The organism is Streptomyces sp. NPDC110618 (assembly GCF_055657065.1).
Genome location: NZ_JBVKBN010000009.1, coordinates 34,216 through 52,611 on the forward strand (window position 1 = coordinate 34,216; position 18,396 = coordinate 52,611).

At 73.6% G+C, this 18,396-nt stretch carries 7 protein-coding genes and 1 pseudogene; 7 read left to right on the top strand and 1 reads right to left on the bottom strand.

All coding sequences use genetic code 11. The features are described from left to right. Nucleotides 1-141: 141 nt before the first annotated feature. The 6 genes and pseudogenes from ACZ7L7_RS17635 to ACZ7L7_RS17660 form a co-directional block, all read left to right on the top strand. A pseudogene (locus ACZ7L7_RS17635) lies at nt 142-11,001 on the top strand (SDR family NAD(P)-dependent oxidoreductase); the annotation flags it as partial. Further along, nucleotides 10,998-12,248, top strand: a complete 1,251-nt coding sequence (locus ACZ7L7_RS17640) for an activator-dependent family glycosyltransferase (RefSeq protein WP_285516707.1) — start codon at nt 10,998-11,000, stop codon at nt 12,246-12,248. The pseudogene ACZ7L7_RS17635 and the gene ACZ7L7_RS17640, both read left to right, overlap by 4 nt. A gap of 36 nt (nt 12,249-12,284) precedes the next feature. Continuing rightward, the gene (locus ACZ7L7_RS17645) at nt 12,285-12,479 is read left to right on the top strand and encodes a ferredoxin (RefSeq protein ID WP_285516706.1); all 195 of its coding nucleotides are present in this window, start codon (nt 12,285-12,287) and stop codon (nt 12,477-12,479) included. A 43-nt stretch (nt 12,480-12,522) separates the two neighbouring features. Next, nucleotides 12,523-13,590 (top strand): glucose-1-phosphate thymidylyltransferase, encoded by a 1,068-nt coding sequence (locus tag ACZ7L7_RS17650; protein WP_285516705.1) that lies wholly within the window; start codon nt 12,523-12,525, stop codon nt 13,588-13,590. Continuing rightward, nucleotides 13,587-14,576 (top strand): dTDP-glucose 4,6-dehydratase, encoded by a 990-nt coding sequence (gene rfbB, locus ACZ7L7_RS17655; RefSeq protein ID WP_285516704.1) that lies wholly within the window; start codon nt 13,587-13,589, stop codon nt 14,574-14,576. The genes ACZ7L7_RS17650 and rfbB overlap by 4 nt, the downstream gene beginning before the upstream one ends. Then, nucleotides 14,573-15,814, top strand: a complete 1,242-nt coding sequence (locus ACZ7L7_RS17660; protein WP_352230241.1) for an NAD(P)/FAD-dependent oxidoreductase — start codon at nt 14,573-14,575, stop codon at nt 15,812-15,814. Before rfbB ends, ACZ7L7_RS17660 begins: the two co-directional genes overlap by 4 nt. A gap of 80 nt (nt 15,815-15,894) precedes the next feature. Here ACZ7L7_RS17660 and ACZ7L7_RS17665 read toward each other — a convergent pair whose 3' ends face one another. After that, nucleotides 15,895-16,599, bottom strand: a complete 705-nt coding sequence (locus tag ACZ7L7_RS17665) for a VC0807 family protein (RefSeq protein ID WP_285516703.1) — start codon at nt 16,597-16,599, stop codon at nt 15,895-15,897. 286 nt (nt 16,600-16,885) lie between these two features. Here ACZ7L7_RS17665 and ACZ7L7_RS17670 point away from each other — a divergent pair, with 286 nt between their 5' ends. Then, complete coding sequence (locus ACZ7L7_RS17670; RefSeq protein WP_453608781.1) at nt 16,886-18,337, top strand: cytochrome P450; 1,452 nt, start codon at nt 16,886-16,888, stop codon at nt 18,335-18,337. The last annotated feature ends 59 nt before the right edge of the window (nt 18,338-18,396 follow it).

An 18,396-nucleotide genomic window follows, 5' to 3' on the forward strand; every position in this document is an offset into this window, starting at 1 on the left:
CATGAGCGCACGCGGGACACGGCCCGACGCCCCGACGGCCATGACCGCACGCGGGACACGGCCCGACGCCCCGACCGCCACGACCTCGCAGGTGGGTGAGTACGCGTGAACGAGCAGGAGAAGCTCCTCAGCTACCTCAAGAAGGTCACCGGTGACCTCCACGAGACGCGCAAGCGGCTGCGGGAGGCCGAGTCCGCGTCCCGGGAACCCGTCGCCATCGTCGCGATGAGCTGCCGTTTCCCCGGCGGCGCCGACTCCCCGGAGGGCCTGTGGCGGCTACTGGAGTCGGGGACGGACGCGGTCGCGGAGTGGCCCGCCGACCGCGGCTGGAGCCTCGCCGACCACTACGACCCCGAACCCGGCGCACCCGGAAGGACGTACTGCACCCGCGGCGGCGCGCTCCCCGGCGCCGGTGCCTTCGACGCCTCGTTCTTCGGGATCTCCCCCCGTGAGGCGATGGCGATGGACCCCCAGCAGCGGCTGCTGCTGGAGATCTCCTGGGAGGCGTTCGAACGGGCCGGCATCGACCCGACCTCGCTGCGGGGCTCCCGTACCGGTGTCTTCGCCGGCACCAACGGCCAGGACTACCCGGCGCTGCTGACCGGATCGCGGGAGAGCCTGGAGGGCCACGTCGGCACCGGCAACGCCGCCAGCGTCGTGTCCGGCCGGATCTCGTACACCTTCGGCCTGGAGGGCCCCGCCGTCACCGTCGACACCGCCTGCTCCTCCTCGCTGGTCGCGCTGCACCTGGCGGTACGGGCCCTGCGCGCCCGGGAGTGCGACCTGGCGCTCGCGGGCGGCGTGACCGTGATGTCCACGCCGGGACTGTTCCTGGAGTTCAGCAGGCAGCGCGGGCTCGCCCCCGACGGCCGCTGCAAGGCCTTCGCGGACGCCGCCGACGGCACCGGGTGGGCCGAGGGCGCGGGCATTCTCCTCGTGGAACGCCTCGCCGACGCCCGGCGCCTCGGGCACCCGGTGCTCGCCGTGGTCCGCGGCTCGGCGGTCAACCAGGACGGCGCCTCCAACGGCCTCACCGCCCCCAACGGCCCCGCCCAGCAGCGCGTCATCTGGCAGGCTCTCTCCGACGCCCGGCTCACCGCCGCCGACGTCGACGCCGTCGAGGCGCACGGCACGGGGACGACCCTCGGCGACCCCATCGAGGCGCAGGCCCTGCTCGCCACGTACGGGCAGGACCGCGAGCAGCCCCTGTGGCTGGGCTCGGTGAAGTCGAACTTCGGGCACACCCAGGCCGCCGCGGGTGTCGCGGGCGTGATGAAGATGGTGCTGGCGATCCAGCACGGGGTCCTGCCCCGCACCCTGCACGTGGACGAGCCGTCGTCCCACGTCGACTGGAGCGCGGGCCGCGTCGAACTGCTCACCGAACCCCGGCCCTGGCCCGACACCGGCCGCCCCCGGATCGCGGGCGTCTCCTCCTTCGGCGTCAGCGGCACCAACGCCCACGTCATCCTCGAACAGGCCGAACAGGCCGAGCAGGCCGAGCAGGCCGAGCAGACAGAGCAGACAGAGCAGACAGAGCCGTCCGAGGAGGCCGAACCCTCCTCGCCGGGCACCACCCTCCCGTACGTCGTCTCCGCCCGCAGCGCCGCCGCCCTGCGCGCCCAGGCCGCCGCCCTCCACGCCCACCTGCGCTCCGGCACCGACGCGACGCCCGCACCGCACGACGTGGCCTGGTCGCTCGCCGCCACCCGCGCCGCCTTCGAACACCGTGCCGTGGTCCTCGCCGACGACCGCGCCGCACTCCTGCGCGGTCTGGAGGCACTGGCCTCCGACGCGCCCGCGAACGGCCTGGTGCGCGGCGTCGCCGACGTCGACGGCCGCACCGCGTTCGTCTTCCCCGGCCAGGGTCCCCAGTGGCCCGGCATGGCCACGGAACTCCTCGACACCGACGCCGAGTTCCGCACCCACTTCACCGCCTGCGCGAGCGCCGTGGAGCAGTACGTCGACTGGTCGCCCGAGGCCGTTCTGCGCGGCGCGGACGGCGCGCCCACCCTCGACCGCGTCGACGTCGTCCAGCCCCTGCTGTTCGTCACCATGGTGGCGTTGGCCCGGCTCTGGCAGTCCCGCGGCGTCCGCCCCGACGCGGTGGTCGGGCACAGCCAGGGCGAGATCGCCGCCGCCTGCGTCGCCGGCGCCCTCACCCTGGAGGACGCCGCCCGGGTCGTCGTCCTGCGCAGCCGCGCCATCACCGCGATAGCCGGCCGCGGCGGCATGGCCTCCGTCCTGCTGCCCGTCACCGACGTCGAGCGGCGCATCGCCCGCTGGGACGGGCGGCTCTCGGTCGCCGCCGTCAACGGCCCCGCCTCCGTCGTCGTCTCCGGTGACGCCGACGCCGTACGCGAACTCGTCGCCGAACTCACCGAGTCCGGCGCGCAGGCCCGGCAGATCCCCGTCGACTACGCCTCCCACTCCGCCCAGGTCGAGGAGATCCGCGACCGGCTCCTCGCCGACCTCGCGCCCATCCGCCCGCGCGCCTGCGAGGTGCCGTTCTTCTCGACCGTCACCTGCGACTGGCTCGACACCGAACGCCTCGACGCGGCCTACTGGTACGAGAACCTGCGCCGCACCGTCCGCTTCGCCGACGCCGTCCGCGCCCTCGCCGCCCAGGACGTACGGGCGTTCGTCGAGTCCAGCCCGCACCCCGTGCTCACCGCCGCCGTCCGCGACACCCTCGACGAGGACGGCCGTACCGGCACCGTCGTCACCGGCACCCTGCGCCGGGGCGAGGGCGGCCCGCGCCGCTTCCTCACCTCCCTCGCCGAACTGTCCGTACGCGGCGGCGCACCCGTCGACTGGGCCGCCCTCATCGGCCCCGGCACCCGTGTCGCCCTGCCCACCTACGCCTTCCAGCACCGCACCTACTGGCCCACCCCGGCCGCGCCCACCGCGCCCCCCGCGACCGACCTCGACGCCCGCTTCTGGCAGACCGTCGAGAACGGCGAGGCCCCGCCGCTGGCCGCCGCCCTCCACCTCGACGAGGACACCCTCGCCACGGTGCTGCCCGCCCTGAGCGCATACCGCCGCCGCAGCCGCGAGACCGCCACGGCCGACGGCTGGCGCTACCGCGTCACCTGGAAGCCCCTGTCCGCCCCCCAGGCGCCCGTCCTCACCGGCACCTGGCTGGTCGTCGTCCCCGTCGGCCGTCCCGTGCCCGCCGTGACCGACGCCCTGACCCGCGCCGGCGCCACCCCTGTCACCGTGCCCGTCGCCGCCGACGACGACCGCGCCCGCATCGCCGACCTGCTCCGCGCCACCGGCGAGGACCGGCCGCACGCCGTACTGTCGCTGCTCGCCCTCGACGACACCGAGCACCCGGGGCTGCCCGGTCTGCCCCGCGGCTTCTCCGCCACCGTCGCCCTCGTCCAGGCCCTGGACGACCTCGGCATGGAGGCGCCCGTCTGGTTCGCCACCCGGGGCGCCGTCGCCACCGGCGCCCCGGACGGCCCAGACGCTCCCGAACAGGCCCTCGTCTGGGGCTTCGGCCGGGTCGTCGCCCTGGAACAGCCCCAGCGCTGGGGCGGCCTGATCGACCTGCCCGCCGAACCGTCCGCCGACCTGCCCGCCGAACCGTCCGCCGACCTGCCCGCCGAACCGTCCGCCGACCTGCCCGCCGAACCGTCCGCCGACCTGTCCGCCGACCTCGACACGGCCGCCGCCGACCGACTGACCGCCGCCCTCGCCGGAATCGGCCACGAGGACCAGCTCGCCGTCCGGGCCACGGGCCTGTTCGCCCGCCGCCTCACCCGCGCCGCCACCGGCGGCCTCGGCGCCCTGCGGGAATGGACCCCCACCGGCACCACGCTCGTCACCGGCGGCACCGGAGCCCTCGGCCGCCAGGTCGCCCGCCGCCTCGCCCGCCAGGGCGCCCCCGGGCTGCTGCTCCTCAGCCGCACCGGCCCCGACGCACCCGGCGCGGCCGAACTCGCCGCCGAACTCACCGCACTCGGCGCCGGACACGTCGACATCGTCGCCTGCGACATCGCCGACCGCGACCAACTCGCCGCAGCCCTGGCCGCGGTGCCCGCCGACCGGCCCCTCTCCGCCGTCTTCCACACCGCCGCCGTGCTGCGCGACGGCGTCATCACCACCCTCACCCCCGACCGGCTCGCCGACGTCCTCCGGGTGAAGGTCGGCGGCGCCCGCAACCTCGACGCGCTCACCGCCGACCTCGACCTCACCGCGTTCGTCCTGTTCTCCTCCACCGCGGGCACCATCGGCGCCCCCGGCCACGCCAACTACGCCCCCGGCAACGCCCTGCTGGACGCCCTCGCCCAGCAGCGCCGCGCCCGCGGACTGCCCGCCACCGCCATCGCCTGGGGCCCCTGGGCCGACGGCGGCATGGCCGAAGGCGCCGTAGGCGAACGCCTCCAGCGGCACGGCGTACGCCCCATGGACCCCGAACTCGCCCTCGGCGCACTCCAGTTGGCCCTGGACCACGACGACACCACGGTCGCCGTCACCGACATCGACTGGGACCTGTTCGCCCACGCCTACACGACCTCCCGCCCCCGCCCCTTCATCGACGACCTCCCCGAGGCCCAACGCGCCCTCACCGCCAGGTCCGCCGCCCACGACACCCCGGGTACCGCAGACCCGGACTCGGCTGCCGGGGACGACCTGACCCGGCGGATCGCCGCGCTCCCCGCGGCCGAACAGCGCGCCGCGTTCGAGGAACTCGTCCGCGCCCACGTCGCCGTCGTCCTCAACCACAGCGGCCCCCAGGACGTCGAACCCACCCGCTCCTTCCGCGAACTCGGCTTCGACTCCCTCACCGCCGTCGAACTGCGCAACGCCCTCAGCGGCGCCCTCGGTCGCCCCCTGCCCGCCACCCTCGTCTTCGACTACCCGACCCCCGCCGTCCTCGCCGACCACCTGCGCGACACGGTGGTCCCGACGGCCGCCCCGGCCGCCGACAGCGCGCTCCCCGCGCCCCCCGCGACCGACGACGACCCGATCGTCATCACCGCGATGAGCTGCCGCTTCCCCGGCGGCGCCGACAGCCCCGAGGAGTTCTGGCGGCTCCTCGCCGACGGCACCGACGCCATCACCGGCTGGCCCGAGGACCGAGGCTGGGACGTCGGCCCCGACGGCACCGCCCGCGAGGGCGGCTTCCTGCGGGACATGGCGGGCTTCGACCCCGGCTTCTTCGGCATCTCGCCCCGCGAGGCCCTGGCCATGGACCCGCAGCAGCGGCTGCTGCTGGAACTGGCCTGGGAGGCGTTCGAACGGGCCGGGATCGACCCGACGACTCTGCGCGGCTCGCGCACCGGCGTCTTCGCGGGCACCAACTACCAGGACTACGCCTCCCGACCCCTCGACCCGACCGCGGCGGCGGAGGTCGCCGGCCACCTCGGCACCGGGAACTCGGCCAGCGTCATGTCCGGCCGTGTGTCGTATGTGCTGGGGCTGGAGGGGCCCGCGGTCACGGTCGACACCGCCTGCTCGTCGGCCCTCGTCGCCCTGCACCTCGCCGTGCAGGCATTGCGGGCGGGGGAGTGCGATCTGGCGCTGGCGGGCGGTGTGACCGTCATGTCCACTCCGGGACTCTTCATCGACTTCGACCGCCAGGGCGGGCTCGCCTCCGACGGCCGCTGCAAGGCGTTCTCGGACGCGGCGGACGGGGCCGGGTTCTCGGAGGGCGCGGGGCTGGTGCTGGTGGAGCGGCTGTCGGACGCGCGGCGCCATGGGCGTCGGGTGCTGGCGGTGGTGGCCGGTTCGGCGGTGAACCAGGACGGTGCGTCGAACGGTCTTACGGCGCCGAACGGGCCTTCGCAGCAGCGGGTGATACGGGCCGCTCTCGCGGGGGCCGGGCTGAAGCCGTCGGACGTGGATGCCGTGGAGGCGCATGGCACGGGTACGTCGCTGGGTGACCCGATCGAGGCGCAGGCGCTGCTGGCGACGTACGGGCAGGATCGTGAACGGCCGTTGTGGCTGGGGTCGGTGAAGTCCAACATCGGGCACACGCAGGCCGCCGCCGGTGTCGCCGGGGTCATCAAATTGGTGCTCGCCCTGCAGCACGGGGTACTCCCGCGCACGCTCCACGCCGAGGAGCCGTCCTCCCACGTCGACTGGTCCGCCGGGGCGGTTGAACTCGTCAGCACGAACGCCGAGTGGCCGCAGCGGGAAGGGCTTGTGCGGCGTGCGGGTGTCTCGTCGTTCGGGATCAGCGGGACGAACGCGCATGTGGTGCTGGCGGAGGCGCCGGTCCAGGAGGTGACCGGCTCGGAGGACTCCGGGGGCATCGACGGGTTGATTCCGTGGGTGGTGTCGGGGCGTACGGCTGCGGCGCTGCGGGATCAGGCCGGGCGGTTGGCGAAGTTTGTGTCGTCGGACGAGGGGGTGTCCCTCGCGGGGGTGGCGTCGTCGCTTGTGCGGTCGCGGTCGCTGTTCGAGCACCGGGCCGTGGTCTGGGGCGCCGACCGCAAGGAGCTGCTGCGTGGCCTGGAAGCGGTGGCTTCGGGCGAGGTGGCTGTGAACTCGGTCAACGGCCTGGCCCGCCGTGATGTACGTACCGCGTTCCTGTTCGCGGGGCAGGGTTCACAGCGGCTCGGTATGGGACGGGAGCTGTACGACACGCACCCCGCCTTCGCCGACGCGTTCGACGCGGTGGACGCGGAACTGCCCTTCGACCTCAAGGCCGTGGTCTTCGGCGATGACGCGGAGGCCCTCAACCGCACGGAGCACGCCCAGCCCGCCCTGTTCGCCCTCGAAGTGGCCCTGTTCCGGCTGCTGGAGTCCTTCGGCGTCCGCCCGGACGTTCTCGCCGGTCACTCCATCGGTGAGATCGCCGCCGCGCATGTCGCCGGGGTCTGGTCCCTGGCCGACGCCTGCAAGCTCGTCACCGCCCGCGGCCGACTGATGCAGGCCCTCCCGGACGACGGCGCGATGCTCGCCGTGCAGGCCTCGGAGGACGAGGTGTTGCCGCTGCTCACAGATGAGGTGGGCATCGCCGCCGTCAACGGGCCGCGAGCGGTAGTGATTTCGGGCGCGGTCGACAAGGTCGAGGAGATCGCTGACCGCTTCCGAGGCGAAGGCCGCAAGGTCACCCCCCTCCGCGTCAGCCACGCCTTCCACTCACCGCTGATGGATCCGATGCTCGCGGACTTCCGCAAGGTCGCCGAGAGCCTGACCTACGACCGCCCGAAGCATGCCCTCGTCTCCACAGTCACCGGACTCCCGGCCACGGACGAGGAGTTGACCTCCCCCGAGTACTGGGTCGACCACGTCCGCCGCACCGTCCGTTTCGCCGACGCCGTACACGTGCTCGCGGAGCAGAGAGCGGGCCGGTTCCTGGAGCTGGGCCCCGACGGCACGCTGACCGCCCTCGCGCAGAACTGCCTGGAGGACTCCGGCGTATCGGCACCGCTCCTGCGCAAGGACCGACCCGAATCCGACTCCCTGCTGGGCGCGTTGGCGCAGCTGCACGTCGACGGGGCCCGCGTGGACTGGGCGTCCCGGCTGCCGGAAACCGCGCCCGTGCCGCTGCCGACGTACGCCTTCCAGCGCCGCCGCTACTGGCTGGACGCCTCCCCGCAGGCCGGTGATGTCACCACCGCCGGCCTGGAGCGCCCCGGCCACCCGCTGCTGTCCGCGGCCGTACGGGTCGCCGACACCGACGCGCTGGTGTTCAGCGGTGTCCTGTCGCTCCGTACGACCCCATGGCTGGCCGACCACCGGGTGCTGGGCCGGACGATCCTGCCCGCCACGGCCTACCTGGACATGGCCGTCCACGCCGGTGACGAGGTGGGGCTCGGCCAGGTGAGCGAGCTGACCCTGGAGACCCCGCTCGTGCTGCCCGAGCACGGTGCCGTGCGGTTCCAGCTGGCGGTCGCCGCCCCGGACGAGGACGGCCGACGCCTGTTCACCGTCCACTCGCGCCCTGCCGACGCCGACTCCGCCGAGCCCTGGACCCGACACGCGCAAGGAGTGCTGGCGCAGGACCCGGAGGACGCACCCGACACGCCGCTTACCGCCGCCTGGCCGCCCCCGGGCGCTCAGCCGGTCGAACCGTCCGCTCACGACGACTGGTACGAGCAGTTCAGTGCGGGCGGTTTCACCTACGGTCCCGCCTTCCAGGGGCTCGGCAAGGTCTGGCGGGGCGACGGCGAGCTGTTCGCGGAGGTCGCCCTGCCGGACACCCACCGCGCCGAGGCCGCCCGCTACGGCATCCACCCCGCCCTGCTCGACGCGGCCGTCCAGACGCTGCTGGTCCAGGCCCTCGACGGCGGCGAGGCGACGGCCACCCTGCCCTTCGCCTGGCACGGCGTCCGCCTCCACGCGACCGGCGCGAGCGCCCTCCGCGTCCGTCTCGCACCGGAGGACGGCCGCCCCGACGCCTACAGGGTGCACGTCGCCGGAGCCGACGGCCGCCCCGTCGTCACCGCCGACGGCCTCGTACTGCGGCGGATCACCGACGTTCCCTCGGCCCGCCCGACCCCTCCGCTGCTGGTCCAGCGCTGGCGCCCCGCCGACCCGCAGCCCACCGCCCCGGCACCCGAGACCGTGCGCTGGGCCCTGCTGGGCGAGGGCGACGGAGGCCTGGCCGAGGCGCTGGACGCCTCCGGCGTGCACCTGGAGTGCTACGCCGACCTGGCCTCCCTGGCGGCGGCCGTCGGCACGGGCACCGCGGCACCCGGCATCGTCCTGGCCTCCTTCACGGCCACCCCCGGTATCCCCGCCCCGCAGGCCACCCGGGAGCTGCTGACCGAGGCGGCCGGGCTGCTCCGCGACTGGGTGGACGACGAGCGCTTCGCCGACTCGCGCCTGGTCCTCGTCACGCGCGGCGCACTCGGCGCCACGCCCGACGAGGACGTGACGGACCTGCCCGCCGCCGCCCTGTGGGGGCTCGTGCGGTCCGCGCAGCTCGAACACCCCGACCGAGTGAACCTGTTGGACCTGGACACGGCCGCCGCCGCGCAGGCCCTCACGGCCGCCGTGGCCGCCGGACACCCCCAGGCCGCCGTCCGCGCGGGCACACTCCTGCTGCCCGACCTCCACCCGGTGGACCGGGCACCCCGGGAACCGGAAGGCTTCGCCCACGGCACCGTCCTGGTCACGGGAGCCACCGGCGCCCTCGGCGGCCTGGTCGCCCGGCACCTCGTCACCGCCCACGGCGCCCGCCACCTGCTGCTGGCCTCCCGGCGCGGTACGGACGCCCCCGGCGCCGCCGCCCTCATCGCGGACCTGGCCGAGCGTGGCGCCGAGGTCACCCTGGCCGCCTGCGACGTGGCGGACCGGGCCGACCTGGAGGCGCTGCTCGCGCGCATCCCCGAGGAGCAGCCCCTCACAGCCGTCGTGCACATCGCCGGCGTCGTCGACGACGCCACGCTGACCTCGCTCACCGACACCCAACTGGACGCCGTACTGAGGCCGAAGGCGGACGCGGCCTGGCTTCTGCACGAGCTGACGCGCCCGCAGAAACCGTCTGCCTTCGTCCTGTTCTCCTCCGCCGCCGGTACCTTCGGCGCGGCCGGGCAGGGCGCGTACGCCGCCGCCAACACCTTCCTCGACGCCCTGGCCCGCCACCGCCGTGCCCAGGGGCTCCCCGCCACCTCCGTCGCGTGGGGGCTGTGGGCCGCCGACAGCCAAATGACGGCCGGGCTGGCCGACGCGGACCGGGAGCGCATGGCCCGCAGCGGTATGGCACCGCTGAGCGACGAAGCCGGACTCGCCCTGCTCGACCGGGCGTTGGGCCTCGACGACCCGGCCGTGGTCGCCGTCGCCCGGCAGGAGGCCCCTCGCACCCGCACCCGCCGTTCCGCGGCCGCCGCTCCCGAGGACGGCGGTCGCGCCCTCGCCGGCCGGCTGGCCGGACTCGACCCGGCGCAGCGGCTCGCCGCCCTCGTGGACGCCGTACGCGAGCAGGTCGCCGTCGTCCTTGGCCACGACTCCACCGACGAGGTGCTGCCCGACCGGCACTTCGCCGAACTCGGCTTCGACTCGCTCACCGCGGTCGAACTGCGCAACCGGCTCGGCCGACTCACCGGCTTCCGGCTGCCACCCACCCTCGTCTTCGACGCCGACACCCCGCAGGCGCTCGCCGCCGACCTCGCCGGACGATTCACCGCGGACGAGACGCCCGCCACCCCGGAGCCGACCCGCACCCAGGACGCCCACGACACCATCGGCTCCCTCTTCCGCACCGCATGCCGGTCCGGCCGGGTCGACGAGGGCTTCGCCCTGCTCCAGGCGGTCGCCGAACTGCGCCCCACGTTCGACGCCCCCGAGGAGGTGCCCGGTGCCGGGCTGCGGCTCGCCGCCGGGGACGAGGGCGCCCCGCTGATCTGCTTCAGCTCCTACGTGGCGCTGGCCGGTGTCCACCAGTACGCCCGGTTCGCCTCCGCCTTCCGTGGGCGGCGCGACGTGTGGGCGCTGCCCACACCCGGCTTCGGCCGCGGCGAACCCCTGCCCGCCTCGCTGGACGTCGTCGCCCGCACCCAGGCCGAGTGGGCGCTGCGCTGCGCCGGGGAGCGGCCCTTCGTCCTCACCGGCTCCTCCTCCGGAGGCGTCCTCGCCCTGGCCGCCGCCCGGTACCTGGAGAAGGAGGGGCGGCCGCCGCTCGGGGTGGCGCTGCTGGACACCTACATGCCGCGCGCGGACTCGCCGTTCACCCGGTTCTCCCAGGAGATGCTCGCCGGGATGTTCGACCGCGAGTCGATGTTCGCGGCCATGGACGCCGACCGGCTCTCGGCGATGAGCTGGTACATCAACATGATCGGCGAGTGGGACCCCGGCGCCCTGTCCGTGCCGGTGGTGCTGGTGCGGCCCAGCGAGCCCCCGGTCACCGTCGCCGGGGGCGAGCCGGGGGAGTGGCGCAGTTCCTGGGAGGGCGCCGACCGCGCGGTGGACGTGCCCGGCAACCACTTCACGATGATGGAGTCGCACGCCACGGACACCGCGGGCGCCCTCACCACCTGGATCGACACGGTCCTGCCGCCGTACACCGCAGGCCGGGAACCGGCCCACCGAACCGAGGGAGCATGATGCGGGTCCTGTTCGTCAGCCTGTCCGAGAAGTCCCACATCTATCTGATGGCCCCGCTGGCGTGGGCACTTGCCGCCGCCGGTCACGAGGTGCGGGTCGCGAGCCAGCCCATGGCCACCGACACGATCACCCGCGCCGGGCTCACCGCCGTGCCCGTGGGCAGCGACCACGCCATCCACCGCGACATGGCCGCCTACCGCGAGTCGCAGGACTACCGCACCGCCAACTGGAGCCGCTGCGAACGCGAAGACGTCGACTGGGCGGAGCTGAAGGAGCGGTACGAACTCAGCGTCCCCTACGCCTTCGCCGTCTACAACGACTCCATGATCGAGGACCTGGCCGCGTTCGCGCAGAGCTGGCGGCCCGACCTCGTCGTACGGGACCCGCTCGCCTACGCGGGCGCGGTGGCCGCCCGGATCAGCGGCGCCGCGCATGTGCGGCTGATGTGGTGCGCCGACGTGTGGGGGCGGACCCGGCAGACGTACCTCCACCTCATGGCCGAGCAGCCCGAGTCGGAGCGGGTCGACCCGCTCGCGCAGTGGCTGAGTTCCCGCTGCGAGCCGTTCGGGTTCTCCTGCGACGAGGAGATGCTGCACGGCCAGGCCACCATCAGCACCCTGCCGTCCTCCCTCGCCGTACCCACCGCCTCCCCGGAACTGCCGATGCGGCACGTGCCGTACAACGGGCGTGCCGTGGTGTGGGACTGGCTGCGCGAGGCCCCCAAGAAGCCGCGCGTCTGCCTGAGCCTCGGCGCCTCCAACACCGAGGACTACGGCGGCGATTACGTGTCCGTGCCCGAGATCCTCGACGCGCTCGCCGACGAGGACGTGGAGGTCGTCGCGGCGCTGCTGCCCGCCCAGCGCGAACAGCTCGGAACCGTCCCGGACAACGCCCGCGCCGTCGACTCGGTCGCCCTGCACACCCTGCTGCCGACCTGTTCGGCCCTCATCCACCACGGCGGCTACGGCAGTTTCGCCACCGCGATGGTGGCCGGGGTGCCGCAGCTGATGCTGTCCACCCTCGTCTCCGACCACGAACTGCGCGGACGCGCCCTCGAACGCGCGGGCGCGGGCGTGTACCTGCACCACAGCGACGCCACCGCGGAGCACGTCCGCGACCACATCCGCCGCCTCACCGGCGGCACCGACGCCGCGGACGCGGCCCGGCGGGTGCGCGCCCAGTGCGAGGCCATGCCCAGCCCCGCCGAGGTCGTCGCCTCCCTGGAACGGCTGGCCGAGGTCAGCTGAAGCGCCCGCCCCCAACTCACGAGAAGGAAAAGACACATGAAGATCACTGTGGACCGTGAGCGCTGTGTCGGCGCCGGTCAGTGCGTGCTGGCCGCCTCCGACGTCTTCGACCAGAGCCGCGAGGACGGACTGGTCGAACTGCTGGAGCCGGAGCCGTCCGAGGACCGGCGCTCCGCCGTCAACGAGGCGGAGCTGATCTGCCCGTCCGGCGCCATCGAGATCCAGCCCTGACGGCCGGCCCCAACCCGACGACACGTAAGGCGGGACGGAAACCGTGAAGGCTCTCGTGCTGTCGGGAGGTGCGGGGACCCGGCTGCGGCCCATCACCCACACCTCCGCGAAACAGTTGGTGCCGGTCGCCAACAAACCCATCCTCTTCTACGGCCTGGAGGCCATCGCCGACGCCGGGATCACCGATGTCGCGATCGTCGTCGGCGAGACCGAAGACGAGATACGGCAAGCCGTCGGCGACGGCTCCGACTTCGGCATCGACGTCACCTACCTGCGCCAGGAGGCCCCGCTCGGGCTCGCCCACGCGGTGCTCATCGCCCGGGACTTCCTGGGCGACGACGACTTCGTGATGTTCCTCGGCGACAACTTCGTCTTCGGCGGCATCAACGACTCCGTCGACGAGTTCCGCAAGACACGCCCCGACGCCCAGCTCCTGCTGACCCGCGTCCCCGACCCGTCCGCCTTCGGCGTCGCCGAACTCGACGAGCAGGGACGCCTGATACGGCTGGAGGAGAAACCCGCCCGGCCGCGCAGCGACCTCGCGCTGGTCGGCGTGTACCTGTTCGGGCCCGCCATTCACGACGCCGTACGCGCCATCGAGCCGTCCCGGCGTGGCGAGTTGGAGATCACCGACGCCATCCAGTGGCTGCTCGACCGCGACCGCGATGTGCGCACCACGGTCATCACCGGCTACTGGAAGGACACCGGGAACGCCGCCGACATCCTCGACGTCAACCGCCGACTGCTGGACCTGCTGGAGTACCGGGTCGAGGGCGACGTGGACGACGCCAGCGAGATCGTCGGCCGGGTCCGTATCGAGCCCGGCGCCGTGGTGCGCGGCTCGCGGATCGCGGGGCCCGCCATCATCGGCTCCGGCACCCTCGTCCAGGACTCCTACATCGGCCCGTCGACATCCATCGCCGAGGACTGCGTCATCCGCAACAGCGAGATCGAGTTCTCCATCGTGCTGCGGGAGTCCAGCTTCGACAGCATCAGCCGGGTGGAGGGCTCCCTGATCGGCCGCAATGTGCACGTCTCCCGGGGCCCCCGGGTGCCCGCCGCGCACCGGCTGGTCATCGGCGACCACGGGCGGGTGGAGATCTCCTCATGACCACCCGCATCCTGGTGACCGGCGGCGCCGGATTCATCGGCTCCCACCATGTGCGCACCCTCCTCGGCCCCGCCGGCCCGGACGACGTCGCGGTCACCGTTCTCGACAGGCTCACCTACGCGGGCAACCCCGCCAACCTGGACGCGGTCCGCGGCCATCCCGCCTTCTCCTTCGTCCAAGGGGACATCTGCGACCGGGAGCTGGTCGACGACCTCATGGCCCGCCACGACGAGGTCGTGCACTTCGCCGCCGAGTCCCACGTCGACCGCTCCATCGACGACTCCACCGACTTCGTCCGCACCAACGTCCTGGGCACCCACACCCTCCTCGACGCCGCCCTGCGGCACGGGGCGCGCACCTTCGTGCACGTCTCCACCGACGAGGTCTACGGCTCCATCGACACCGGCGCCTGGACCGAGCACAGCCCCCTGCTGCCCAACTCGCCCTACTCCGCCTCCAAGGCCGCCTCCGACCTGCTCGCCCTGTCCTACCACCGCACCCACGGCCTCGACGTACGCGTCACCCGCTGCTCCAACAACTACGGCCCCCACCAGTACCCCGAGAAGGTCATCCCCCTCTTCGTCACCAACCTCCTCGACGGCCTGAAGGTCCCCCTGTACGGCGACGGCGCCAACGTCCGCGACTGGCTGCACGTCGACGACCACGTGCGCGGCATCGAACTGGTCCGCGCCCGCGGCCGGGCCGGTGAGGTCTACAACATCGGCGGCGGCACCGAGCTGACCAACAAGGAACTGACGGGTCTCCTCCTCGACGCCTGCGGCGCGGGCTGGGAACGCGTCGAGCACGTCGCCGACCGCAAGGGCCACGACCGCCGCTACAGCCTCGACTGGACCAAGATCCGTGAGGAGCTGGGCTACCGGCCCCGCACCGACTTCACCGCCGGCCTCGCCGCCGCCGTCGACTGGTACCGCACCCACCGTGACTGGTGGGAGCCCCTGAAGACAACTCCCGGGACACCTGAGTGAGCGACCTGCACGAGATCGTCGTCATCGGCGCCGGAGCCGCCGGTGCCACCACCGCCGAGAGCCTGCGCCGACAGGGCTACGACGGCCGCCTCACCCTCGTCGGCGCCGAACCCCACCCGCCCTACGACCGGCCCCCGCTGTCCAAGCAGATCCTCACCGGCCACTGGGAACCCGACCGCATCCGCCTGCGCGCCCCCGAGGCCTACGAGCGCCTCGCCATCGACCTGCGCCTGGGCAGCACGGTCACCGGCCTGGACCGCACCGGCCGCACCGTCCACCTCGCCGACGGCACCCGGCTGCACACCGACGCCGTCGTCGTCGCGACCGGCGTACGGCCCCGGCGGCTGCCCCGCACCGACCACCCCGGCCGGTCGGAGGCCCCCGCCGGAGTGCACGTACTGCGCACCCTCGACGACACGCTCGCCCTGCGCGAGGCTCTCCGCGCGGGCCCGCGCCTGGTGGTGGCCGGTGCCGGACTGCTCGGCACCGAGGCCGCCGTCGCCGCCCGCGCCCTCGGCGCCGACGTCACCCTCGTCAGCTCGGCGCCCGTACCGCTGCTCGACCTGCTCGGGCCGCAGGCCGCCGGACTGGTCGCCGCCACCCACCGCGACCTCGGACTCCGCGTCCACCAGGGTCGCGTGACCGCCGTACGCGCCGCCCGCGACACCGTCACCGGCGTCCAGCTCGCCGACGGCAGCGTGCTCCCCGCCGACGTGGTGCTCGTCGCCACCGGCTCCGTGCCCAACACCGAGTGGCTGCACGGCAGCGGCGTCCCCGTCGGCGACGGTGTCGTCTGCGACGTGCTGTGCGCGGCCGAGCCCGGGGTGTGGGCCGCGGGCGACGTGGCCAACCGCCCCGACCCGCGCACCCGTCGACGCCGGCGCCTGGAACACCGTACGCACGCCACCGAACAGGCCATGGCCGTCGCCCGCAACATCCTCGCCGGCGCCGCGGCCCGCCCCTTCGCTCCGCTGCGGTCCTTCTGGACCGACCAACACGACCTGAGAATTCAGGTGTTCGGCGACCTCACCGGCACCGACCGCTGCCACATCCTCCAAGGTGCCCCGTCGGAACGGCAGTTCACCGCCGTGTACTGCTCGGGCGAACGCGTCCTGGGAGCCGTGGCGGTCAACATGCCCCGCGAGGCACTGCGGCTGCGCACGGCCGTGGAGACCGGCGAGCTTCCGACCACGGACCACCGGGCCGACCCGACGCCCGCGGGGGCGACGGAGACCTGAGACGGACGAGAGTCCCGGGACCTGGGGGTCCCGGGACCTGGGGAGCGGGCACGCGTCAGCGGTGATCGTGCTCCCGGCGCTCAGCGGTGATCGTCCTCGCGGCGCCCCCGGGCCTTCGTCTGTTCCGGCACCCCCCCGGGCGACAGCATCGCCCAAAGCCCCGCCCGCGCGTGGTAGATGTTCACGATCACCAGCATCAGCAGCGTGAACACGCCGTACTGGACACCGTTGAGCGCCGGGACCATGTGCACCGGCAGGGTGTACGCCATCAGCGTGCGGACGCCCGAGTCGACGATCAGGCCGATGCCCCAGATCACCGTGGTGACACGCCAGATCCGGCGGAAGTGCGGCTCGGCGTCCCACAGTTCGTCCCAGTCCCGGCCACCGCGGGCCCGCCGCTCCAGCAGCCGACGGGAGAAGCCGAACGCCAGCGGCCGTCTGCCGCGCAGGGACACCAGGAAACCCAGCCCGGCCACCCCGGTCAGCCACCCGTCGCGCACCAGCAGGAGCCGGGCGCTGCCGCTGGTCAGCGACACGACGATGCTGAGCACCAGCATCACCGTCACGAACACGCCCAGCACATCCACGCGCCGGGTCCTGGCGAACCGCACCAGAGTCGCCGTCGCGGGCACCGCCGCGCCCGCCGTCAGCGCGAGCACATCGCCCACACCGGCCGCCGTCAGGCCGTAGTACAGGCCGATCGGAACACCGAAGTCCACCAGGACGGTCAACAGCACGGGCGGACCCGACGAGGAGCCGGACACCGTACTCGCGCCGCTGGTCATGCGCACTCCGTCCGACGGGGCCGTACACGAACGATTGCCACGCGCCAGCGTACGTGCGCACCCCACCGGCGGCCCACGGCGAACGGCCCCCTCGGGCCAACCCTTTGGAATTCCCTAGACCTCGACGACGACCGGCCTGCCCGCCGCGCCCCGCTGCTAGCGTCGGGCGCCAGGTCGACCCCCTGCGCACTGACCGCCTGTCCCGCCGCGTCCGCAGACACACCGAACTCTGCACAGCCGGCTCGGCGTTGAGACCTGTCACCCTCCGCTGAACCAGGAGACACCCGTGACCGACGTTCGAACGACCCCCGAGTCGCCTGCGCCGACGGAAGCCATCCCCACACCCGGACCGATGCGGCTCAAGGACATGCGCGAGGTCGTGCGCAACGTCCCGCGCTACCTCACCGGCCTGCGCGACAAGCACGGCCCGCTGGTCCGCGTACCCATGGGCAAGACCGACGCGTTCCTGGTCAGCGACTTCGACGTCGTCCAGGACGTCATCATCGCCTCCAGCCGGCGCTTCGACAAGGACGCCCAGAAGACCGGCCCCGGTCCCGACGACTGGGGCTCCACCCTCGAACGCGTCCTCGGCAAGGGCCTGGTGACCAGCGTCGGCACCTACCACCGCCGCCAGCGCCGCCTCATCCAGCCCGTCTTCCACCGCCAGCGCATCGCCGGCTACGGCACCGCGTTCGCCACCATCGCCGACGAGGCGAGCGCCAGGCTCACCGACGGCGAACGGTTCAACTTCCACGAGGCGATGTACGAACTCGCCCTCGGCATGGTCACCCGCACCCTCTTCGACGTCTCCCTCGACAGCGAGGCCGCCGACCGCATCCGCACCGCCTTCCCCCGCGAGGGCGGCCCCCTGCGCTGGGAACTCAGCCCCTTCGGCAAGATCCTGCTGCGCCTGCCGCTGCCCGCCAACCGGCAGTTCAAGCGCGGCCTGAAAGCCGTCGACGACATCGTCTACGGCATGATCGAGGAACGCCGCAAGGGCCCCGGCGACGGCGAGGACCTGCTGTCCGTGCTGCTCACCGTCACCGACGCCGACACCGGCGAACACCTCACCGACACCGAGCTGCGCGACGAGGCCATCACCCTGCTGATGGCCGGCCACGAAACGTCCTCCGGCGCCCTCACCTGGGCCTACTACCTCCTCGGCACCCACCCCGAGATACGCGAACGCCTCCACGCCGAGATCGACGAGGTCCTCGGCGACCGGCTCCCCACCGTCGACGACCTGCCCCGGCTGAAGTTCGCCGACGCCGTCTACTCCGAGGCCCTGCGCCTGTACCCGCCGGCCTGGGTCCTCGTACGGCGCGCCCTGGAGGACTACACCGCCAACGGCTACCACATCCCGCGCAACAGCGTCCTCATGGTCAGCCCGTACGTCCTGCACCGCGACGCCACCTGGTGGCCCGAGCCCGAGCGGTTCGCCCCCCAGCGGTTTCTGCCCGAACCCGACCCCGACGACCCCCTCACCGGGCACGCCAAGGCCCCCGGCCGCCCCAAGCTGGCCTACCTCCCCTTCGGCGCCGGACCCCGCCAGTGCATCGGCAACGTCTTCGCCCAGATGGAAGGCGTCATGGCGCTGGCGACCCTGAGTAGGCACTGGGAGTTCGAGCCCGTCGGCGACCCTCCGGACCGGGTCACGAGCGACTTCACGCTCCAGCCCCGAGGGGGCCTGGACATGGTCGCCCACCGCAGGCGCCGAACGGCCGCCAACGGCCGCTGACCAGCGGCGAACTAGTAGAAGTCTCCCTAGATCGACGGCTGCCCGCGGGACTCGCCCGC

Bases quoted from the DNA above. Each gene is read 5' to 3' on its own strand.
- ACZ7L7_RS17665 (WP_285516703.1), bottom strand. From the start codon at position 16,599: ATGACCAGCGGCGCGAGTACGGTGTCCGGCTCCTCGTCGGGTCCGCCC.
- rfbB (WP_285516704.1), top strand. From the start codon at position 13,587: ATGACCACCCGCATCCTGGTGACCGGCGGCGCCGGATTCATCGGCTCC.
- ACZ7L7_RS17640 (WP_285516707.1), top strand. From the start codon at position 10,998: ATGATGCGGGTCCTGTTCGTCAGCCTGTCCGAGAAGTCCCACATCTAT.
- ACZ7L7_RS17645 (WP_285516706.1), top strand. From the start codon at position 12,285: ATGAAGATCACTGTGGACCGTGAGCGCTGTGTCGGCGCCGGTCAGTGC.